General features: G+C 50.8%; 15 protein-coding genes. All 15 read right to left on the bottom strand.

The annotated features are described in order from the left end of the window. Position 1: 1 nt before the first annotated feature. The 15 genes from BN3279_RS16100 to murG all read right to left on the bottom strand — a co-directional run bounded on the left by BN3279_RS16100 (position 2) and on the right by murG (position 15,774). The gene (locus BN3279_RS16100; RefSeq protein ID WP_059052193.1) at positions 2-454 is read right to left on the bottom strand and encodes a cell division protein SepF; all 453 of its coding nucleotides are present in this window, start codon (positions 452-454) and stop codon (positions 2-4) included. Beyond that, entirely contained in the window at positions 442-1,146 is a 705-nt protein-coding gene (locus tag BN3279_RS16095; RefSeq protein ID WP_059052192.1) for a YggS family pyridoxal phosphate-dependent enzyme, read from the bottom strand. The genes BN3279_RS16100 and BN3279_RS16095 overlap by 13 nt, the downstream gene beginning before the upstream one ends. Positions 1,147-1,154: 8 nt before the next feature. Further along, positions 1,155-2,003, bottom strand: a complete 849-nt coding sequence (pgeF, locus tag BN3279_RS16090; protein ID WP_059052191.1) for a peptidoglycan editing factor PgeF — start codon at positions 2,001-2,003, stop codon at positions 1,155-1,157. Between the two features lie 338 nt (positions 2,004-2,341). Then, positions 2,342-2,674, bottom strand: a complete 333-nt coding sequence (locus BN3279_RS16085) for a YlmC/YmxH family sporulation protein (RefSeq protein ID WP_059052190.1) — start codon at positions 2,672-2,674, stop codon at positions 2,342-2,344. Positions 2,675-2,838: 164 nt separating this feature from the next. Continuing rightward, positions 2,839-4,779, bottom strand: coding sequence for an FAD-binding protein (locus tag BN3279_RS16080; protein ID WP_059052189.1), 1,941 nt, complete (start codon positions 4,777-4,779; stop codon positions 2,839-2,841). Between the two features lie 148 nt (positions 4,780-4,927). After that, positions 4,928-5,740: a MerR family transcriptional regulator gene (locus BN3279_RS16075; protein WP_059052188.1), complete on the bottom strand. Its 813-nt coding sequence runs from the start codon at positions 5,738-5,740 to the stop codon at positions 4,928-4,930. Positions 5,741-5,889: 149 nt separating this feature from the next. Next, positions 5,890-6,672: an RNA polymerase sporulation sigma factor SigG gene (sigG, locus tag BN3279_RS16070; RefSeq protein WP_059052187.1), complete on the bottom strand. Its 783-nt coding sequence runs from the start codon at positions 6,670-6,672 to the stop codon at positions 5,890-5,892. Between the two features lie 65 nt (positions 6,673-6,737). Beyond that, positions 6,738-7,460 (bottom strand): RNA polymerase sporulation sigma factor SigE, encoded by a 723-nt coding sequence (sigE, locus tag BN3279_RS16065; RefSeq protein WP_018753244.1) that lies wholly within the window; start codon positions 7,458-7,460, stop codon positions 6,738-6,740. 18 nt (positions 7,461-7,478) lie between these two features. Then, the gene (spoIIGA, locus tag BN3279_RS16060) at positions 7,479-8,456 is read right to left on the bottom strand and encodes a sigma-E processing peptidase SpoIIGA (protein ID WP_082673105.1); all 978 of its coding nucleotides are present in this window, start codon (positions 8,454-8,456) and stop codon (positions 7,479-7,481) included. Between the two features lie 228 nt (positions 8,457-8,684). Then, positions 8,685-9,833 carry a cell division protein FtsZ gene (ftsZ, locus tag BN3279_RS16055; protein WP_059052185.1) on the bottom strand — a complete coding sequence of 383 codons (1,149 nt, stop codon included), beginning with the start codon at positions 9,831-9,833 and terminating at the stop codon, positions 8,685-8,687. 57 nt (positions 9,834-9,890) lie between these two features. Then, on the bottom strand, positions 9,891-11,147 hold the full coding sequence (ftsA, locus tag BN3279_RS16050; RefSeq protein ID WP_059054472.1) for a cell division protein FtsA: 1,257 nt from the start codon (positions 11,145-11,147) through the stop codon (positions 9,891-9,893). Positions 11,148-11,416: 269 nt separating this feature from the next. Beyond that, entirely contained in the window at positions 11,417-12,184 is a 768-nt protein-coding gene (locus tag BN3279_RS16045) for a cell division protein FtsQ/DivIB (RefSeq protein WP_059052184.1), read from the bottom strand. 106 nt (positions 12,185-12,290) lie between these two features. Next, positions 12,291-13,568 carry a UDP-N-acetylglucosamine 1-carboxyvinyltransferase gene (gene murA, locus BN3279_RS16040; RefSeq protein WP_059054469.1) on the bottom strand — a complete coding sequence of 426 codons (1,278 nt, stop codon included), beginning with the start codon at positions 13,566-13,568 and terminating at the stop codon, positions 12,291-12,293. A 16-nt stretch (positions 13,569-13,584) separates the two neighbouring features. Beyond that, positions 13,585-14,490, bottom strand: coding sequence for a UDP-N-acetylmuramate dehydrogenase (murB, locus tag BN3279_RS16035; RefSeq protein ID WP_059052183.1), 906 nt, complete (start codon positions 14,488-14,490; stop codon positions 13,585-13,587). A 183-nt stretch (positions 14,491-14,673) separates the two neighbouring features. Next, complete coding sequence (gene murG / locus BN3279_RS16030) at positions 14,674-15,774, bottom strand: undecaprenyldiphospho-muramoylpentapeptide beta-N-acetylglucosaminyltransferase (RefSeq protein ID WP_059052182.1); 1,101 nt, start codon at positions 15,772-15,774, stop codon at positions 14,674-14,676. Between the last annotated feature and the right edge of the window lies 1 nt (position 15,775).

Genomic DNA, 15,775 nt, shown 5'->3' with positions numbered 1-15,775 from the left:
TTCACCTCATTCTGTTATAGTCAGGATCCTCGGTTAGTATTTCCGTAATGGCACCCTCAATTTCAACTGTGTCGGGCGTACATAGAAAGATATTTCCGCCTATCTTGGAAATGCTGCCGCTTAACGCATAAATCGTTCCACTGAGAAAATCAATAATACGCATAGCCTGATCATTGCGCACCCGTTGCAAATTGACAACTACCGATCGGTGCGAACGCAAATGATCCGCAATTTCCTGTGCCTCATCATATGAACGAGGCTCATAGAGAATAACCTTCACATTCTTCTGGGAGTGAATGCTCACAACGTTATTTCCTCTCTGATTTTTACGGGATTCAAAGCTTGGAGTTTCAAGTTCCGCATCATCCTCAGTATCGGAGAAACGTTCGCGCTCCACAACTTCCTCTTCTTCCTGCAGCCCCAGATAATTCATAAACCGGTTCATGACTCCCATGTCATCTCTTCCCCTTTCCCCACTAAAATGGTCCCTAGGCGCACCCATGTTGCCCCTTCCTCAATCGCCACTTCAAAATCACCTGACATCCCCATCGACAGTTCTGTTAGTGGTTCATTCGTGATGCCCAGATCGTTCAACTCGTCACGCAGTTTGCGGAGCCTGCCGAACACGGGCCTCGTCTGCTCCGGATCATCCTCAATCGGAGCCATCGTCATGAGTCCAATGACCTTAATATGCGGATAAGCTTGCATCTCCCGCAAGAAATCCGCCGCTGTTTCAGGCGTAATCCCCTGCTTGGAGGCCTCCCCGGATACATTGACCTGCACAAAGGCGGAGACTGTAGTATCCAGCCCCTCGGCCCGCTTCTCCAGTTCACTCGCCAACGAAATGCGGTCTAGCGAATGAATATATTGAAATCTACCGATGACATCTTTGACCTTTCTGCTCTGCAAATGGCCGATGAAATGCCATACGCCTTGTCCACCAAGCGCTTCCCACTTCGGCAAGGCGTGCTGAGGGCGGTTCTCTCCAATATGGGTAATTCCTTCCTCCAGGACCGCTCGGGTTAAGTCCGATGACACGTATTTGGTGACGGCTACAATGTGCACGTCCTCGCGTCTTCGTCCGCTACGCTCGCAAGCCGCCTGAATTCGCTCTTCCACTAGCTTAATCTGTTCCTTCAGCGACAACGAAAGGATCACCTCTCTTTCATGCCAATCCAGCTTGCCATCCTTCCTGTTACACCGTTTTGCTTACGGTAGGAGAAGAAAAATTCCGGATGACAGCTTGTACACCACGTTGTACATTCGATATGAGTCGGCAATATTCCTGCTTTAATCATAATGATTCGATTCAATTCTTTCAAGTTCAGCATCGTTTTTCCTTCATGGACCGAGGGAGAGCACCATGCAGGTTCCGTTGTATCCCCCTCTTCGGGCAACGCTAGGCGCGCCTGCGCCATAACCTTCTCGTCTACTTCATAGCAGCATTCCCCAATGCTTGGCCCTATGGCTACGTGAATATTTGCCGGCCTACTTCCGAACTCCTGCTCCATTCTGGACACCATCGCGGTTGCCATCCCCGCTACTGTTCCCTTCCAACCAGCATGAGCCAGACCGACGACCCGCTGCACAGGGTCTACAAAATAGAGGGGAACACAATCCGCATAGAAGGAAGTGAGCAATACGCCGGGAACATCGGTGATTAGTCCGTCGGTTTGCTGGAAGGCATCTTGCTGGCTCTGATAACCTCGCCCAGCATCCCCTGCACGCACCACAGCAATGTTTGTACCGTGAACCTGCTCCCCGCAAGTCCATGACTCGGGAGCAAATCCAAGTTCCTCGGCCAGAAGGCGGCGATTCTCCAGCACATGGGCGGGATTATCTCCCACATGGTAAGCAAGATTCAACCCGTCATAGGGGGCCTCTCCGACCCCGCCTGACCTCCCGGTGAACCCCACGCTCAGTTCAGGAATTAATAAACTCCAGGAGCCAAGTTCAAACCGCTCCGGCTGCTTATGATTAGGATTGCTAATAAACGGTTCCATCATCCATCTCCTGATCAAGGTTATTTAGATTATGAGTTTTGAACAGCTTCGTCCCGGGAAGACGACTTTTTGAACTACCTCTTCAATCATATGTTCAAAAAATCGGGTTTTCAGGATCAAGAAGGTTGAATGAAGTCAGGGACTGAGTAGCGGAGCGTAGACAGATCTACGTGAGCAACTGAAATGTTTCTGAAGGAAACATACTACGGAAGCATATGCTAGGCCCGGCTGAATTCAAGATTCGACGTCGAATTTACTCCTTGAGCCGCTTCGTCCTGGGAAGACGACTTTTTGAACTACCTCTTGACAGTTTACCATAAAGTCGGGGCTGGTCGCCTCTATACCCGCCGTTCGGCCTTTCCATCCCGGTCGATATATACCGTAGTATCGTAGGCGCCCCCTCTTGGCTCCCTGGCCTCCTCCATCTTCACCAGCACCACATCAGAACCTATTTTAACGATGTTTCTCCAGGGAATAATCAGATCGCTGCCCCCACCAAACAACCCCATAAATTTTGCCCCCGCAGGAACGACGATAGCCTCGATCACCCCTTGCCGCAGGTCCAACTCCAAATCGCTAATATGACCAAGTCGTTTGCCGTCTACCACATTAATAACATCCTTCGTCTGAAAATCGGAAATTTTCATATTTGCCCTCACCACATTATCCATGTCATACGCCTCCCGTTCCCGCGAATTCACCGTCCCTTTACTATATGACTCGTATTTTGCGTACATGCGCCTAAGCAAGGGAAAGAGCTGTGCCCGGCGGAACGCTAATCGTTCCGGGGCACAGCTCCTCTGTCTCTGTTGCTTGTATTATTCTGACTCTAACTCTATTTGCCTAATGCACCAGTTGCCGCACTCTCGCCACCAAGGCGACCTGATGTAAAGGAATAACCAATACCTACGCCGTTGCCCACATAAGTATCGTTATACAATACTCCTTCGGATTCCAAACCGACTGCATACAGGCCTTTGACCGGTACCCGCTTGTCATTGAGTACCTGGAATTTGCTATTGACCAGCAAGCCGCCAACAGAACCCAGGTTATTAATTTCGGCAATCACAGCGTAGTAAGGTCCTTCTCCCATAGGTTGCAGATATTCCTTGGACTTGCCAAATTCACTGTCCACACCGCTTTGTGTAGCTTCTGTATATTGCTCAAATGCATCCTTGAACACTTCTACATCCATTCCAGCATTTTGAGCCAGTTCTTCAATCGTATTCCCCTTGTAGCCGTCGCCGTTCTTGACCATCGCTTCGAACACCGTTTCTACATTCGTCCATGGGGTGTCCAATTTGAATTGATCCGCAAAATCAGCATAGAATTCAGGCGGCATTCCCGGCAGACTTGGCGCTTTAATGCCATTCATACCTTGAGTCTCCAGCGCTTTTAGCTGAGATTGCGACACAACCACCAGATGATACGGCCCATTGAATGCACTCGTATTCGCCGCTGCTACAGCCGTCAAGGTCGTGGCTTCATCTCTGAAACGAGCGCCCGATGGGCCCACATTCATCAGCGTCGGTAAATAGCTAAGCATTACCGGGTAGCTCGCTTCAAAGGATGAATATTCCTTCTTCAAATTGCTTGTTGCTCTTGCCAACGTTTGATGCAGCATCTGTCCGCCGAAATTGTCCGGCACTTTGGCGCCTGCTTCCCAGGCCATTTCCAGGCCTTCGCCAATGTTCTGCCCGAGCCCGCCGTTGACTCCTTCAAAGCCAAAGGCTTCCTTCACCATTTCCTTATTACCGGCATATCCGCCCGTCGCCATAACGACACTCTTAGCCGTTATCTCTAGCGTTGTTCCGTCTGCCTTCTCGGCGATGACGCCGGTTACCACACCCTCGGTATCCGTAATAAGCTTCTTGGCCGTCGTTTCAGTAATTACCTGTCCCCCGCCTTGCTCCACAGAGCTGGCCAGCATGTTGCGAAGCGTTTCTTCGCGAGTCTCATAAGCTGGAAGCACATGAAGCTGTTCTCCGCCAAAGTTCATGAACGTAGTCACGTATCCCTTGCTCTTTAGCCAATCATAAGTATCACCGGATTTAGTGACATATTGACGCAAGCTGGCCGCATCTACCCGCCAATGGTTATTTACGATCCAATCCGCAATTTCCTTCTCTACATTGACCTTCAAGCCACCTTCTATCGCGGCTGAGGAATTATAAAATTTACCCGCCCAAGACAGGTTGCTGGCACCGCCTATGACCGCTGTTTTCTCGATAATAACAACCTTGGCTCCTTTGTCTGCTGCCGTAACCGCTGCAGATACACCGGAAGCGCCTGCGCCAATCACAACGACGTCGGCCTGCAATTGCTCTGTTTTACCTTCGCCCGCCTTCTTAACACCCTCGCTCTTCAAGGCAGTCAAATCACCGCCTGCTTTCTTGACGGCATCCTCCACCGCACTAAGCAAGGCGTTACTGGACAAGCTGGCTCCACTTACAGCATCCACAGCCAGCGTTTGATGGGACAAAATCTGCTCCTTCATTTTATTCAAGGCAGAGTCCCCGAGTCCTTCCGTTTCCGTCTGACTTACAATTTGGATATCCTTGATTTCATCAACCTTCTCCATCGTGACTTCTACTTTAATCGTGCCATCTTTTCCTTCCGCTTCCCCCGTGTAGGTACCTGCCTTGAATGAGGACGCCGCTGAGGAGTTCGAATCTCCTTCACCCTGCTTCCCGCCCATACATCCGCTAAGCACAGATACGATCAGTATCATGCAAATCGTAAGCAGAAGCACCTTGTTCATTCCTTTGCTGCGCATTGCCTTTCTCCCCCTATTGCTTATTGAAGCCTTGCTAATGTGATTATTTTCACATATATCTAGCTAAAAACGAGCTTCTCTTCAAAGCATAAACCTTGGTCCAACACCAAGGTCAATAGGGCGTTCAAATCAAATCGGTATCGTCAGCCTACTCTACAGGAATTAAGATCTCGAGGTAGGAGCGCTTGGCCCCATCCCTCTTCTCGGTCAGCATTAACCTCCCGGTTACGTCACCAGCCACAGCTAGCTCTTGCTCCTCCAGAGCATCTATCATGAATTGGAGAACATCCTTCGTAAAGTGTTCCTCATTAGGTGACAGAATGATTGCAGACAAACAAGTGGAAGGCGGAATATATTCCAGTATCCCTTCTTCCAGCTCAATATCTAATAAGCGGACATCCTCCTCGGAGATCGTCAGGCCCCAACCATAATCCAGGCTGAACGATTCCGAAACGAACACTTCCCGCTCAATACGAAAGCAATAGAAGGTATAGGGCAACCACTCCATCAACGTATTGATAACTCCCTCGGTGCCTTTGGTATCCAGCAAGTTATTTTTGTCGGTCTGTTGAATTCGGTATAATCCAGGTCTCCCCTTCAGCTTACATTGCAGAAGATTACCTTCGATGCCCTGAATTTGCTTGGCCAGCTCATCAAGCTTGCCCAGCAGCATGGTACTTCGGCGAATCTCTTCAGCCAGTTGGCTTCTGCTCTCCTCTACGCTATCAAGAATCATCTCCAATGGAGACTCCTTAATCAATTGAGCTACGTCCTGCAAAGGAATTTGCAGGCTGCGGTACCACCGGCTCATGAGCATATCCCGGGCATCCAGGTCGTTAAAATAACGGTAGTTGTTATTCTCGTCTTTCATCGGTTTGACGATATCATGCTTCTCATACAATCTCAGCGTATCTCTGGAGATCCCCAGCAGTGAAGAAAACTCACCTATGCAATAGTTCATGTTGTTCGCCCTCCACCCTTTCATATTACGTTCGGAGCTTACCCCTCCCTTCCATGATACAGAGAAATTGCCCCCTGCGGTGTGGCCTTGTTCACAACCCTTTGCCTCCCTCAACATGAAAAAGGCCCCTAACGGGGCCGGTTCAACTTCTACGACTTCACATGCTTCTGCATTTGTAAAATGGCGGACTTCTCAAGCCGGGAGACCTGAGCCTGGGAGATGCCAATTTCGTCGGCCACCTCCATCTGCGTCTTTCCCTCAAAGAAGCGCATGGACAAGATCATCTTCTCACGTCTGCCTAACCGCTGCATCGCTTCGCGAAGTGCAATCTCCTCGATCCAGGAGACATCTTTGTTCCTGTCATCACTAATTTGATCCATGACGTAGATCGGGTCGCCCCCATCATGATAAATCGGTTCAAACAAGGAGACGGGGTCCTGAATGGCGTCCAAGGCAAATACGACGTCTTCCTTCGGTATCCCCAGCGCCTCGGAAATTTCAAAGATCGTAGGCTCACGTGAATTGCGGTTGGTTAAGCTATCCCGCATTTGCAAAGCCTTATAAGCAATGTCACGCAAGCTACGGGATACCCGAATCGGGTTGTTGTCCCGCAAGTACCGGCGGATTTCACCGATAATCATCGGCACCGCATAGGTAGAGAATTTCACGTTTTGCGATAAGTCAAAATTATCAATGGCTTTCATGAGTCCGATACAGCCGACCTGGAACAGGTCGTCCACATATTCCCCGCGATTGTTGAATCGCTGGATAACACTCAGTACGAGCCTCAGATTGCCATTGACAAGCTTTTCTCTGGCGGATCTTACGTGGTCCTGCTGCAAGGAGCGGAACAGCTCTCGCATTTCCACATTGGTCAGTACAGGTAACTTGGCGGTATCTACGCCGCAAATCTCAACTTTATTTCGGGTCATCGTGTCTTAACCTCCCAAGGAGAAACTAATGATCAGTATCTCCCCGGACTGCATTTTTATTCCGGCTATACCATCTTGTTGAATTCCTTGCGCAGCCGTTTAATGATACGCTTTTCTAGTCTGGAAATATAAGATTGTGAAATGCCCAGCAGATCAGCCACATCCTTTTGCGTCTTCTCATCACCATCTACGAGGCCAAATCGCAGCTCCATGATCATTCGCTCCCGCTCGGTTAATTTGTCCAATGCCTTGTGCAAGAGCTTCCGATCCACCTGCTCCTCAATATTGCGATAAATCGTATCATTCTCCGTGCCAAGCACGTCTGACAGCAGCAGTTCATTGCCGTCCCAGTCGATATTAAGCGGCTCGTCAAAAGAAACCTCGCTACGAATTTTGCTGTTACGCCGCAGGTACATCAAAATTTCATTTTCAATGCAACGAGAGGCGTAGGTAGCCAGTTTGATCTTCTTCTCCGGGTCAAAGGTGTTTACCGCCTTGATCAAACCGATGGCTCCAATGGACACCAGGTCCTCAATATTGATCCCTGTGTTCTCGAACTTACGAGCAATATAAACGACCAGACGCAGATTACGCTCAATCAACATTGCCCGAATGCTTGAGTCCCCGCCTGGAAGGCGCTGAAGCAGATACTCCTCCTCTTCGCGCGTCAGTGGGGGCGGCAGTGCTTCACTTCCGCCGATATAATAGATTTCTTCGCTTTTTAGTCCCAAAAGAAACAGTAACCGGTAGTATTGAAGTTGCAGCATCATTTTCCACTTTACACGCATATCCTCTGTCCTCCCATATTACGTTCCCGTTTTGCTGACGGCATTCAGCATAGAATCGCTCGTCTCTCCCGCTTCCGCCGTTTCAACCAGGGCTGGATGAATAATAGCCCGATAAGTACCTTCTGCCGATAGACGGCCGCCATCCCAACCAATCAATACACGTGTGGACCGGTACACGCACCCCTCCAAACGTACTGTTACCTCATCCGGCTTTAGAGCCAGCATGAATTGGGCATTTCTGTTTACGCCCCGGTAAGGAACCAGGCGCAACCGATGGGGCCAAGGAAAAGCCTCGGCCTCGGACCATTCGAGAATGAGGTTGTCCGCTCGCTCATGAGCCAGCTTTCCCTGATAGGCAGCAGGTAGAACCTCTTCCCACAACGACGCCTCCATCACTATCACCGGCAAGCCGCTAAGCGGATCGGACAACTGATTCCCTGTATCAATCAGACCTGTACAAGCAACCACCAGCCCCTCCAGATGCACCTCGACTTCCGCCAGAAAGGTGTTGATCCTCTCCTGCCTTTGCCTGGCGGCCATGACTCGCCGGAACCATAGCAACACAATGAAGAAGCATACTAGCATAAAGACCGTGCCGATTTGCAACGAGAAGCCAAGGCCCCCGGAAGCCGAATACCAAATTCCGCTCCAGATTTCTCCGCTATCCTGCAGCAAATAATGAATGCCCAAAATACCGCCGGCCGCCACAAAGTTAACGATATAGAACGCGCCCATATTTCTTAAATAATTTTGTAAGCTTCCAAATCCGAAGGCGACCCACAGCATGATGACAGAGAAAAGAAACTTCACCAGAAAAGTAAACATAAAATCCAGTTCCGGTAAAAACATCATCACCACATATAAAGCTCCCACCACAGCCGAGAGAATGACGCGCCAGAGAATAACCCTCTGCTTGCGTAGCCATGCCGTAGCCAGCAACAAACAAGCATCTATGGCTAGGTTCATAGCGAATATGAGATCGATATAGACTATCAACGGCATTCACCTGCCTGGGGAGATGCTTATCAGTATAAAGAGAAACATTTATAAAGTCTGTCTAAAATTGCAAGCAAAAAGCCACTAATTTTGTCGAGGATAGAGATAGTAAAGAAAGAGGAACCAGCCAATTCCTGTGGAGAAAATCTAGAGGGGTAAATCATTGCAAAAAAGACCTTAGCCCACTGGGGGCCAAGGTCTCGGGGAAGACGAAACGGTAATTTCTATCTACTCGTTATTATTCCGGGAACGATTGCGCAGAAATGTCGGAATGTCCAGTTGATCACTGTTGGATGAGTTTCCAAAAGGTCTCAACGACGGAGCCTGACGGTTATCTTGGGATTCCGGTGCACTTGGAGCACTTGAGGTACCTGGAGCACCCGGAGCCGTAGCTGTCGGTTTGCGGTTCAGATGACTCATATCCTTATGCTCGAATCCGGTGGCAATGACCGTCACCTTAATCTCTTCCTTCATATCCTCATCAATGATGGCACCAAAAATCATATTTACTTCCGGATCGGAAGCAGCAATAACGATTTCAGCGGCCTCATTGACCTCATACAACGACAGGTTCGCCCCGCCAGTAATATTCATGATTACGCCACGAGCACCTTCAATGGAAGTCTCCAGCAACGGACTCATGATCGCTTTGCGTGCTGCTTCAGCCGCACGATTCTCGCCAGTAGCCAGTCCAATTCCCATCAAAGCCGATCCACGTTCCGTCATGATCGTCTTCACGTCAGCAAAGTCCAAGTTGATCAAGCCAGGTACGGCAATCAGATCAGAGATACCTTGTACCGCCTGACGCAAGACATTATCCGCTTCACGGAATGCTTCCAGCATCGGTGTCTTCTTGTCCACGATTTCAAGCAAGCGATCGTTTGGAATAACGATCAGCGTGTCCACTTTTTCCTTCAAAGCTTCGATACCCAGTACAGCCTGGGAAGAACGCTTGCGTCCTTCAAACGTAAACGGTCTCGTAACTACCCCAACCGTCAGCGCTCCACACTCTCTGGCAATTTCAGCGATGACCGGCGCAGCACCCGTACCGGTGCCACCGCCCATTCCAGCGGTAACGAACACCATGTCCGCACCCTTCAACGTATTCGCAATCAAATCACGGGATTCTTCAGCCGCCTTCTTGCCGACCTCCGGATTGGCTCCGGCTCCGAGTCCACGCGTAAGCTTGTCTCCGATTTGCAATTTATGCTCGGATTTGGCCAGATGCAATGCTTGCGCATCTGTATTCACCGTAATGAATTCTACGCCTTGTACACCATTTTCAATCATCCGGTTGACGGCATTGCTTCCACCGCCGCCAACTCCGATAACCTTGATTTGAGCCAAGCTCTCCATTTCAAAATCAAATTCCAACATACTCTTCCATCTCCCCCTCAATGTGCGTGGATGGCCCGTTTATCATCCCAGAACCAACTATATGAATTCGCTGAATATATTTTTTAGCCGTTCCATCAGGCCTGTCTTATTCCGTGCGGCTTCTTGCGCCCCCGGAGATTTGGTCCGGTTAGCCGACTTCTTGGGGCTCCCCGTGTTGTTACGCACGCGAATATTCTTGATGACCTTGTAGAGGATGCCTACCCCACCTGTGAACGCAGGATCACGAACCCCGATATAATCGGGAACCGCAACACGTACAGACGCTGATAGCTCTTCCTGGGCAATCTTAAGCAATCCAGGCATCGAGGCCGTCCCCCCGGTGAGTATGAACCCTCCGGGCTGCTCCGCGTAACCAAGACGCTTCACTTCCTGATGAATCAGTTGGAAAATTTCCTGCACGCGTGGTTCCGCGATCGCAGCCAAATCCTCCTGCGTAAACTCCTTGTCCACATTGCTGCCGATACGCGTTACCTTGAAGGTCACGTCCGCCGCTGCATCCTCAATCGAAGCACAGCCATATTTCAGCTTGGCCTTCTCCGCCTGATCCGTTAACGTCCGGAGACCGTAGGCAATGTCGTTCGTTATAAATTCTCCCCCAATCGGAAGCGTGGATGTCGATACGATCGTGCCGCTTTCAAATACAGCGATCGTGGTAGAGCCAGCGCCAATATCCACAAGCACAGAGCCCATAGTCTTCTCATCCTTGGACAAAGCCAATTGGCCGGAGCCCAATGACAGCAATACGAGATCCTTCACCTTCAAGCCGGATTTCTCCACGCAACGAAGTAGATTATGAATCGCTGTCTTGGCGCCGGTAATGATGGTCGCCTCAACTTCCAGACGTACTCCAATCATCCCGCGAGGATCAGAGATCCCCTCAAGCCCGTCCACTACATATTGTTTTGCTACAACATCGATAATTTCACGTTCCGGCGGCAAGGCAATGACTTCGGCCGCTTTAAGAACGCGGTCGATATCCTCCTCACCAATTTCCCGGTCTTCATTTTGTACGGCTACAACCCCGTGGCTCGTTTGGAGTCCGATATGATTTCCCGAAATGCCGACATATACTTCCGATATTTGAATACCTACCATCCGTTCCGCATGATCCACAGCACTGCGAATCGATTGTACCGTCTGGTCAATATCTACAATCGCACCTTTTCGAATGCCTTCCGAGTCGGCAGACCCAACCCCAATAATATTAAAGGTTCCATTATTAATTTCCCCAATAATAGCACGAACTTTGGATGTACCGATGTCCAAACTAACAATGATGTCATTGTTACTCAAGCCCCTGGCACCTCCTATTTCCCAATCAAATATACTTGCCGTGTTGGATTCACTCTCTACATATTCAACGCCATTCAATCTTTCCCTCTTTTTTCTACAAATTTTTTGACTTCCAACTTTATACAAAGAACTAGGCATGAAGTACCTGAAATCTACAAATCTCAGATCCTGCCTTGTAAGTGGTTTTTGAACACGTATTGTAAGCAAAATCAGAAGAAAAAAGAGGGAGGCTGGCAAGCTGCCCATAAAACGTATTTTAACATTGTTTTTCACTCATGAGTAGTATCATTTTCCCTGTCAGTGCCGTTCTCCAGCGATTCGTACGGAACGTAGGAATCCGCGTCCAGCATCGTGAGTCTTCCGGGGTCCTGAACCTGTAAAATCTCGTTCATATATCCGGCCTTTTTGGCCAGAAGAGACACCGCAGAAATGATCTCGAATCCGGACCTGGTGTACATCTTGATCCGGTCCGGATAAGACAAGGTCGGAGACGGTACAATTTCAGAAATATCCGCCGTAAGCTCACTCGGAATCTGGGAGAGAGTCAGGCATAGCTTGGCCAAGGTCACCTCATCTGCTTCCCAGCCCGTCAATATGGGCTTGTCCACCGGCATCGAGCCGTTCTTAAGCTCAACCTTCGTCCCATTGGCCAGCAGCCCTTGCAACGTGCCATCGGCTGTCAACTGGTAAGCCGCTATCGGATATTCCTCAATGAGCACATTCACATTGCCGGGGAACGTCTTGTTCACCGTAGCCTGCTGCACCGCCGGAATCTCTTCCAGCCTTTGAGCTACATGATCAGAGCTGACGGCGAAGAATGGTGATCCGACCTCTACTCCACTGGCCAGCAGTAACTCTCCACTTGTTATATACTCGTTGCCTTCAAACGTAATCACCGATATCTTGCTTAAGGACGAGCGGAAGAACAGGACACACAGCAAAGAGATGAACAACAGCATGAGAATGATCTTGATTTTCCGGCCGCCTTTCTTTTTCGGCACCGGCGTTTTCAACACAGGAACATTAGCTTTTGGCATGTCATTTCTCCGCAACTTTCTGAATAAGTATTACAAAGCCCTGTATCCCCTCCATAGGGAGGGGACCCTGATCAGGCCAAGGCATGGCATCCATGCATCATACCGTCTACGCAAGGTCCAGCTTCAATGCGGGAGCTTCGCGATGCACCGCGCCTCCAAGCCGCTGGAACATATGTTCAATCCGATCATAACCACGATCAATATGGTGAACCTGTTCAACAACCGTCTTGCCTTGTGCCGCCAGGCCTGCGATGACCAGTGCGGCTCCGGCTCTCAAGTCTGTCGCCTCTACAGTAGCCCCGTAAAGCCTGGGTACCCCGCGGATAAACGCAGAGTTCAAGTCTACCGAAATATCAGCACCCATGCGAACAAGTTCATCAACATGCTTGAATCTACCTTCAAACACCGTTTCTTTCATAACGCTAAGTCCGTCTGATAAAGACAGCAACACCATCACCTGGGACTGCAGGTCCGTAGGAAAAGAAGGATAAGGCGAAGTTACGATTCGCTCCACCGCCTTGAGGCGACCTGCGCTGCTTATCGTTATTATATCATCGGAAGCTCCGATTTGAACACCGGACCGCTTGAGCACGTGCAAAAGCGAGGTCAGATGGGCCGGATTGCAATGGGTCAGCGTTACACTACCACGTGTCGCCGCGACAGCAAGCAAGGCAGTTCCAGCAACAATGCGGTCGGGAATGACCTCATAATCGCAAGGGTAAAGACGCGTTACCCCACGAATCGTAATCGTATCTGTACCTGCCCCCATAATACTTGCGCCCATTGCGTTAAGAAAGTTCTGTAAATCCTGAATCTCTGGCTCACGGGCCGCGTTGGTCAAAATCGTGGTGCCTTCGGCCAGTGCGGCGGCCATCATGATATTCTCCGTAGCACCCACGCTTGGAAAATCCAGATGAATATCGCTACCGACCAGTTTACCTGCCCTGCACCAGATCTGTTGGTCATACTCTTCAATCTTGGCACCCAGGGCCTCCAGCCCTTTCAAGTGCAGATCAATTTTACGCTCTCCGATCGCACATCCTCCAGGCTGATAAATGCACGCCTCGCCAAATCTGGCTAGTAAAGGTCCCATCAGGAAGATGGAGGAACGCATCTGCTTCATCAGGTCCTCCGGCACGTGGCTGGAATCCGCACTTCCCGTATCCACGGTGACCGTTTCCCCCAAGTGGACGGTCCTGCAGCCCAAGCGGCCTAGAATGCCCAGCATGACATCAATATCGAGCAGACGGGGGACATTTCGAAGTTGTACTTTGCCTTCCGCCAGCAGACTAGCCGCCAGAATCGGCAGTGCAGCATTTTTCGCTCCATGGATACGAATGGTTCCTGAGAGGGGTCTCCCGCCTTCAATCACCAATTTGTCCAATGTATCACCTCCGAGTTTACCGTTCACCCACGTAGAAAACCTCCGGCACCAGGGCTACGCCGAACTGATCGGCTACCACGGCCTTGATCTTCTCCATGAGCGCAAGAACGTCCTCTGCTGTCGCTTGCCCGGTATTGACGATGAAATTGGCATGCAGCGTAGATACTTCGGCTCCGCCGACCTTCATTCCCTTGAGTCCCGCCGCTTCAATAAGCCTTGCTGCATGATCGCCCTGCGGATTACGGAAGACGCTGCCGCAACACGGCTGAGTGAGCGGCTGAGTTTTACGCCGTCGGTCCTTGTACGTCGCCATGGCTGCCGCAATCTCCAACCTGTCCCCGGCAGCCAGCGACAACCGGGCTTCAGCCACGATGCCGCGCTGTTCATGCAAGATGGAATGCCGGTAGGCAAACTTCATGTCGTTTGCGGTATAAGTTACCAATTCACCTGTCTCCAGAACAATGTCAGCGGATTTGAATATTCGTGACACATCCGACCCGTGAGCTCCTGCATTCATATAGACGGCACCGCCAACCGTGCCAGGGATGCCCCCGGCAAATTCCAGACCCGTCAGCCCCGCCTTGCCCGCCATCACGCTTAATCGGACGAACGAGGCTCCGCCTCCAGCCGAGATTGCCGCACCGTCAATCGCTATGCTCTCCAGATCCCCGCCAAGCCGAATGACGCAACCACGGATGCCTTTGTCGGACACCAGCATATTAGAGCCTTTGCCCACCGTCATCCACGGGATTTGCTCTTCATGTAGCAGCCGAATCAATTCCTGCAACTGCCGGACGTTCTGGGGAACAATCATCGCGTCTGCCGGACCGCCAATTTTCCATGTTGTATGTTTTGACATCGGCTCATCGGGTAATATCTCTCCGACCTCCAGCCGGGCCAATTTCGATAACCACTGCTGCATCGTAAAACCTCCTTGACTTGAATGGCGGAAAAGCGCCAGACACCCAGGCTATGGATGCCATCTATTTCCCTGCTTTCGGGCTCCGTGTGGTTTGTCACGATGTATAGAGTATCTTATGCCTTCCCGGGAAAGAGTGTGACAATCGCCCAGTCCCGAGGCTTATGCTTCCGATGTGCGTTTTTTTCAAAGCAGCCTTTGCATTTCTTCCACAACCAGACGCGCCGCCTCCGGTTTGCCCAAGGTACGGGAGGCAGAAGACATGGACACCTGCAGCGCGTGATCGCCCATCACCTGTTCAACCACTGCGTACAGACTGGAACCGGAGAGTTCCGGCTCCAGGATAACCTTGGCCGCACCAGAACGCTCCAACGAGCGTGCGTTCTTCTCTTGGTGATTATTAGTCACGTTCGGTGACGGAATCAGGATTGCCGGAATGCCCAAAGCCGTAATTTCAGCCAAAAAAGAAGCCCCGGCACGGTTCACGATCAGCGAGGTGCACGCCAATACCTCAGGCATGTTGTGCACATACGGCAGCACCCGCAGATTGGCAGGAAGCTCACCTGTCTTCGCCCGGATCGCCTCCACCGTCGAGGCATAATAACTTTCGCCTGTTACGTATACGTATTGCAAATGCGGAGAGTTACGCAGAAGCGGAGCCATCTCGATCATCGCCTCATTGATAGCCCTTGCTCCTCGGCTGCCGCCCACGACAAGCACCACGGAACTGCTGGCGGGCAAGCCAAGTGTCTCGAACCCTTTGGCCTTGTCGGCTGCGTATACGGTTGTTGCCCGCGGATTCCCCGTGTACACGACGCGGCGAGCAGCAGGAAACGCAGATTCCGAATCCTCAAAGCTGACGGCCACTGCCGAGACGTATTTGCTTAGAAAACGGTTCGTCAGACCGGGAACGGCATTCTGCTCGTGAATGATACTTGGAATGCCCAGCTTGGCCGCCGCATACACGACCGGGCCGCAAACATAGCCACCTGTCCCGATGACCACATCAGGCTTGAATTCGCGAAGCAGCTTTTTCGAGGTGCGAACCCCCTTGAGAAACCGCATGACTGTTTTTACATTATCCAAAGACAGCTTCCTGCGGAAGCCGGTAATATCGATTGCTTCAAACGGAATATCCTGCTTCGGTACCAGCGAACTTTCCAGCCCGCGCTGGCCACCGATATAGAGAAACTCACAGCCGGGAAATTCCGTAGCGCATTGGCTTGCAACAGCGAGCGCCGGGTAAATATGTCCTCCGGTACCGCCGCCACTCAGTACGACGCGCATA

The sequence above is a fragment of the Paenibacillus senegalimassiliensis genome (assembly GCF_001486585.1).
GTDB lineage: Bacteria > Bacillota > Bacilli > Paenibacillales > Paenibacillaceae > Fontibacillus > Fontibacillus senegalimassiliensis.
Note: the sequence above shows the minus strand (reverse complement) of the source record. Positions and strands in the feature narration are given on the sequence as shown.

Bases quoted from the DNA above. Each gene is read 5' to 3' on its own strand.
- BN3279_RS16045 (WP_059052184.1), bottom strand. From the start codon at position 12,184: ATGCCAAAAGCTAATGTTCCTGTGTTGAAAACGCCGGTGCCGAAAAAG.
- BN3279_RS16085 (WP_059052190.1), bottom strand. From the start codon at position 2,674: ATGGATAATGTGGTGAGGGCAAATATGAAAATTTCCGATTTTCAGACG.
- murG (WP_059052182.1), bottom strand. From the start codon at position 15,774: ATGCGCGTCGTACTGAGTGGCGGCGGTACCGGAGGACATATTTACCCG.
- murB (WP_059052183.1), bottom strand. From the start codon at position 14,490: ATGCAGCAGTGGTTATCGAAATTGGCCCGGCTGGAGGTCGGAGAGATA.
- BN3279_RS16100 (WP_059052193.1), bottom strand. From the start codon at position 454: ATGGGAGTCATGAACCGGTTTATGAATTATCTGGGGCTGCAGGAAGAA.
- BN3279_RS16080 (WP_059052189.1), bottom strand. From the start codon at position 4,779: ATGCGCAGCAAAGGAATGAACAAGGTGCTTCTGCTTACGATTTGCATG.
- pgeF (WP_059052191.1), bottom strand. From the start codon at position 2,003: ATGGAACCGTTTATTAGCAATCCTAATCATAAGCAGCCGGAGCGGTTT.
- BN3279_RS16075 (WP_059052188.1), bottom strand. From the start codon at position 5,740: ATGAACTATTGCATAGGTGAGTTTTCTTCACTGCTGGGGATCTCCAGA.
- sigE (WP_018753244.1), bottom strand. From the start codon at position 7,460: ATGCGTGTAAAGTGGAAAATGATGCTGCAACTTCAATACTACCGGTTA.
- ftsZ (WP_059052185.1), bottom strand. From the start codon at position 9,833: ATGTTGGAATTTGATTTTGAAATGGAGAGCTTGGCTCAAATCAAGGTT.
- sigG (WP_059052187.1), bottom strand. From the start codon at position 6,672: ATGACCCGAAATAAAGTTGAGATTTGCGGCGTAGATACCGCCAAGTTA.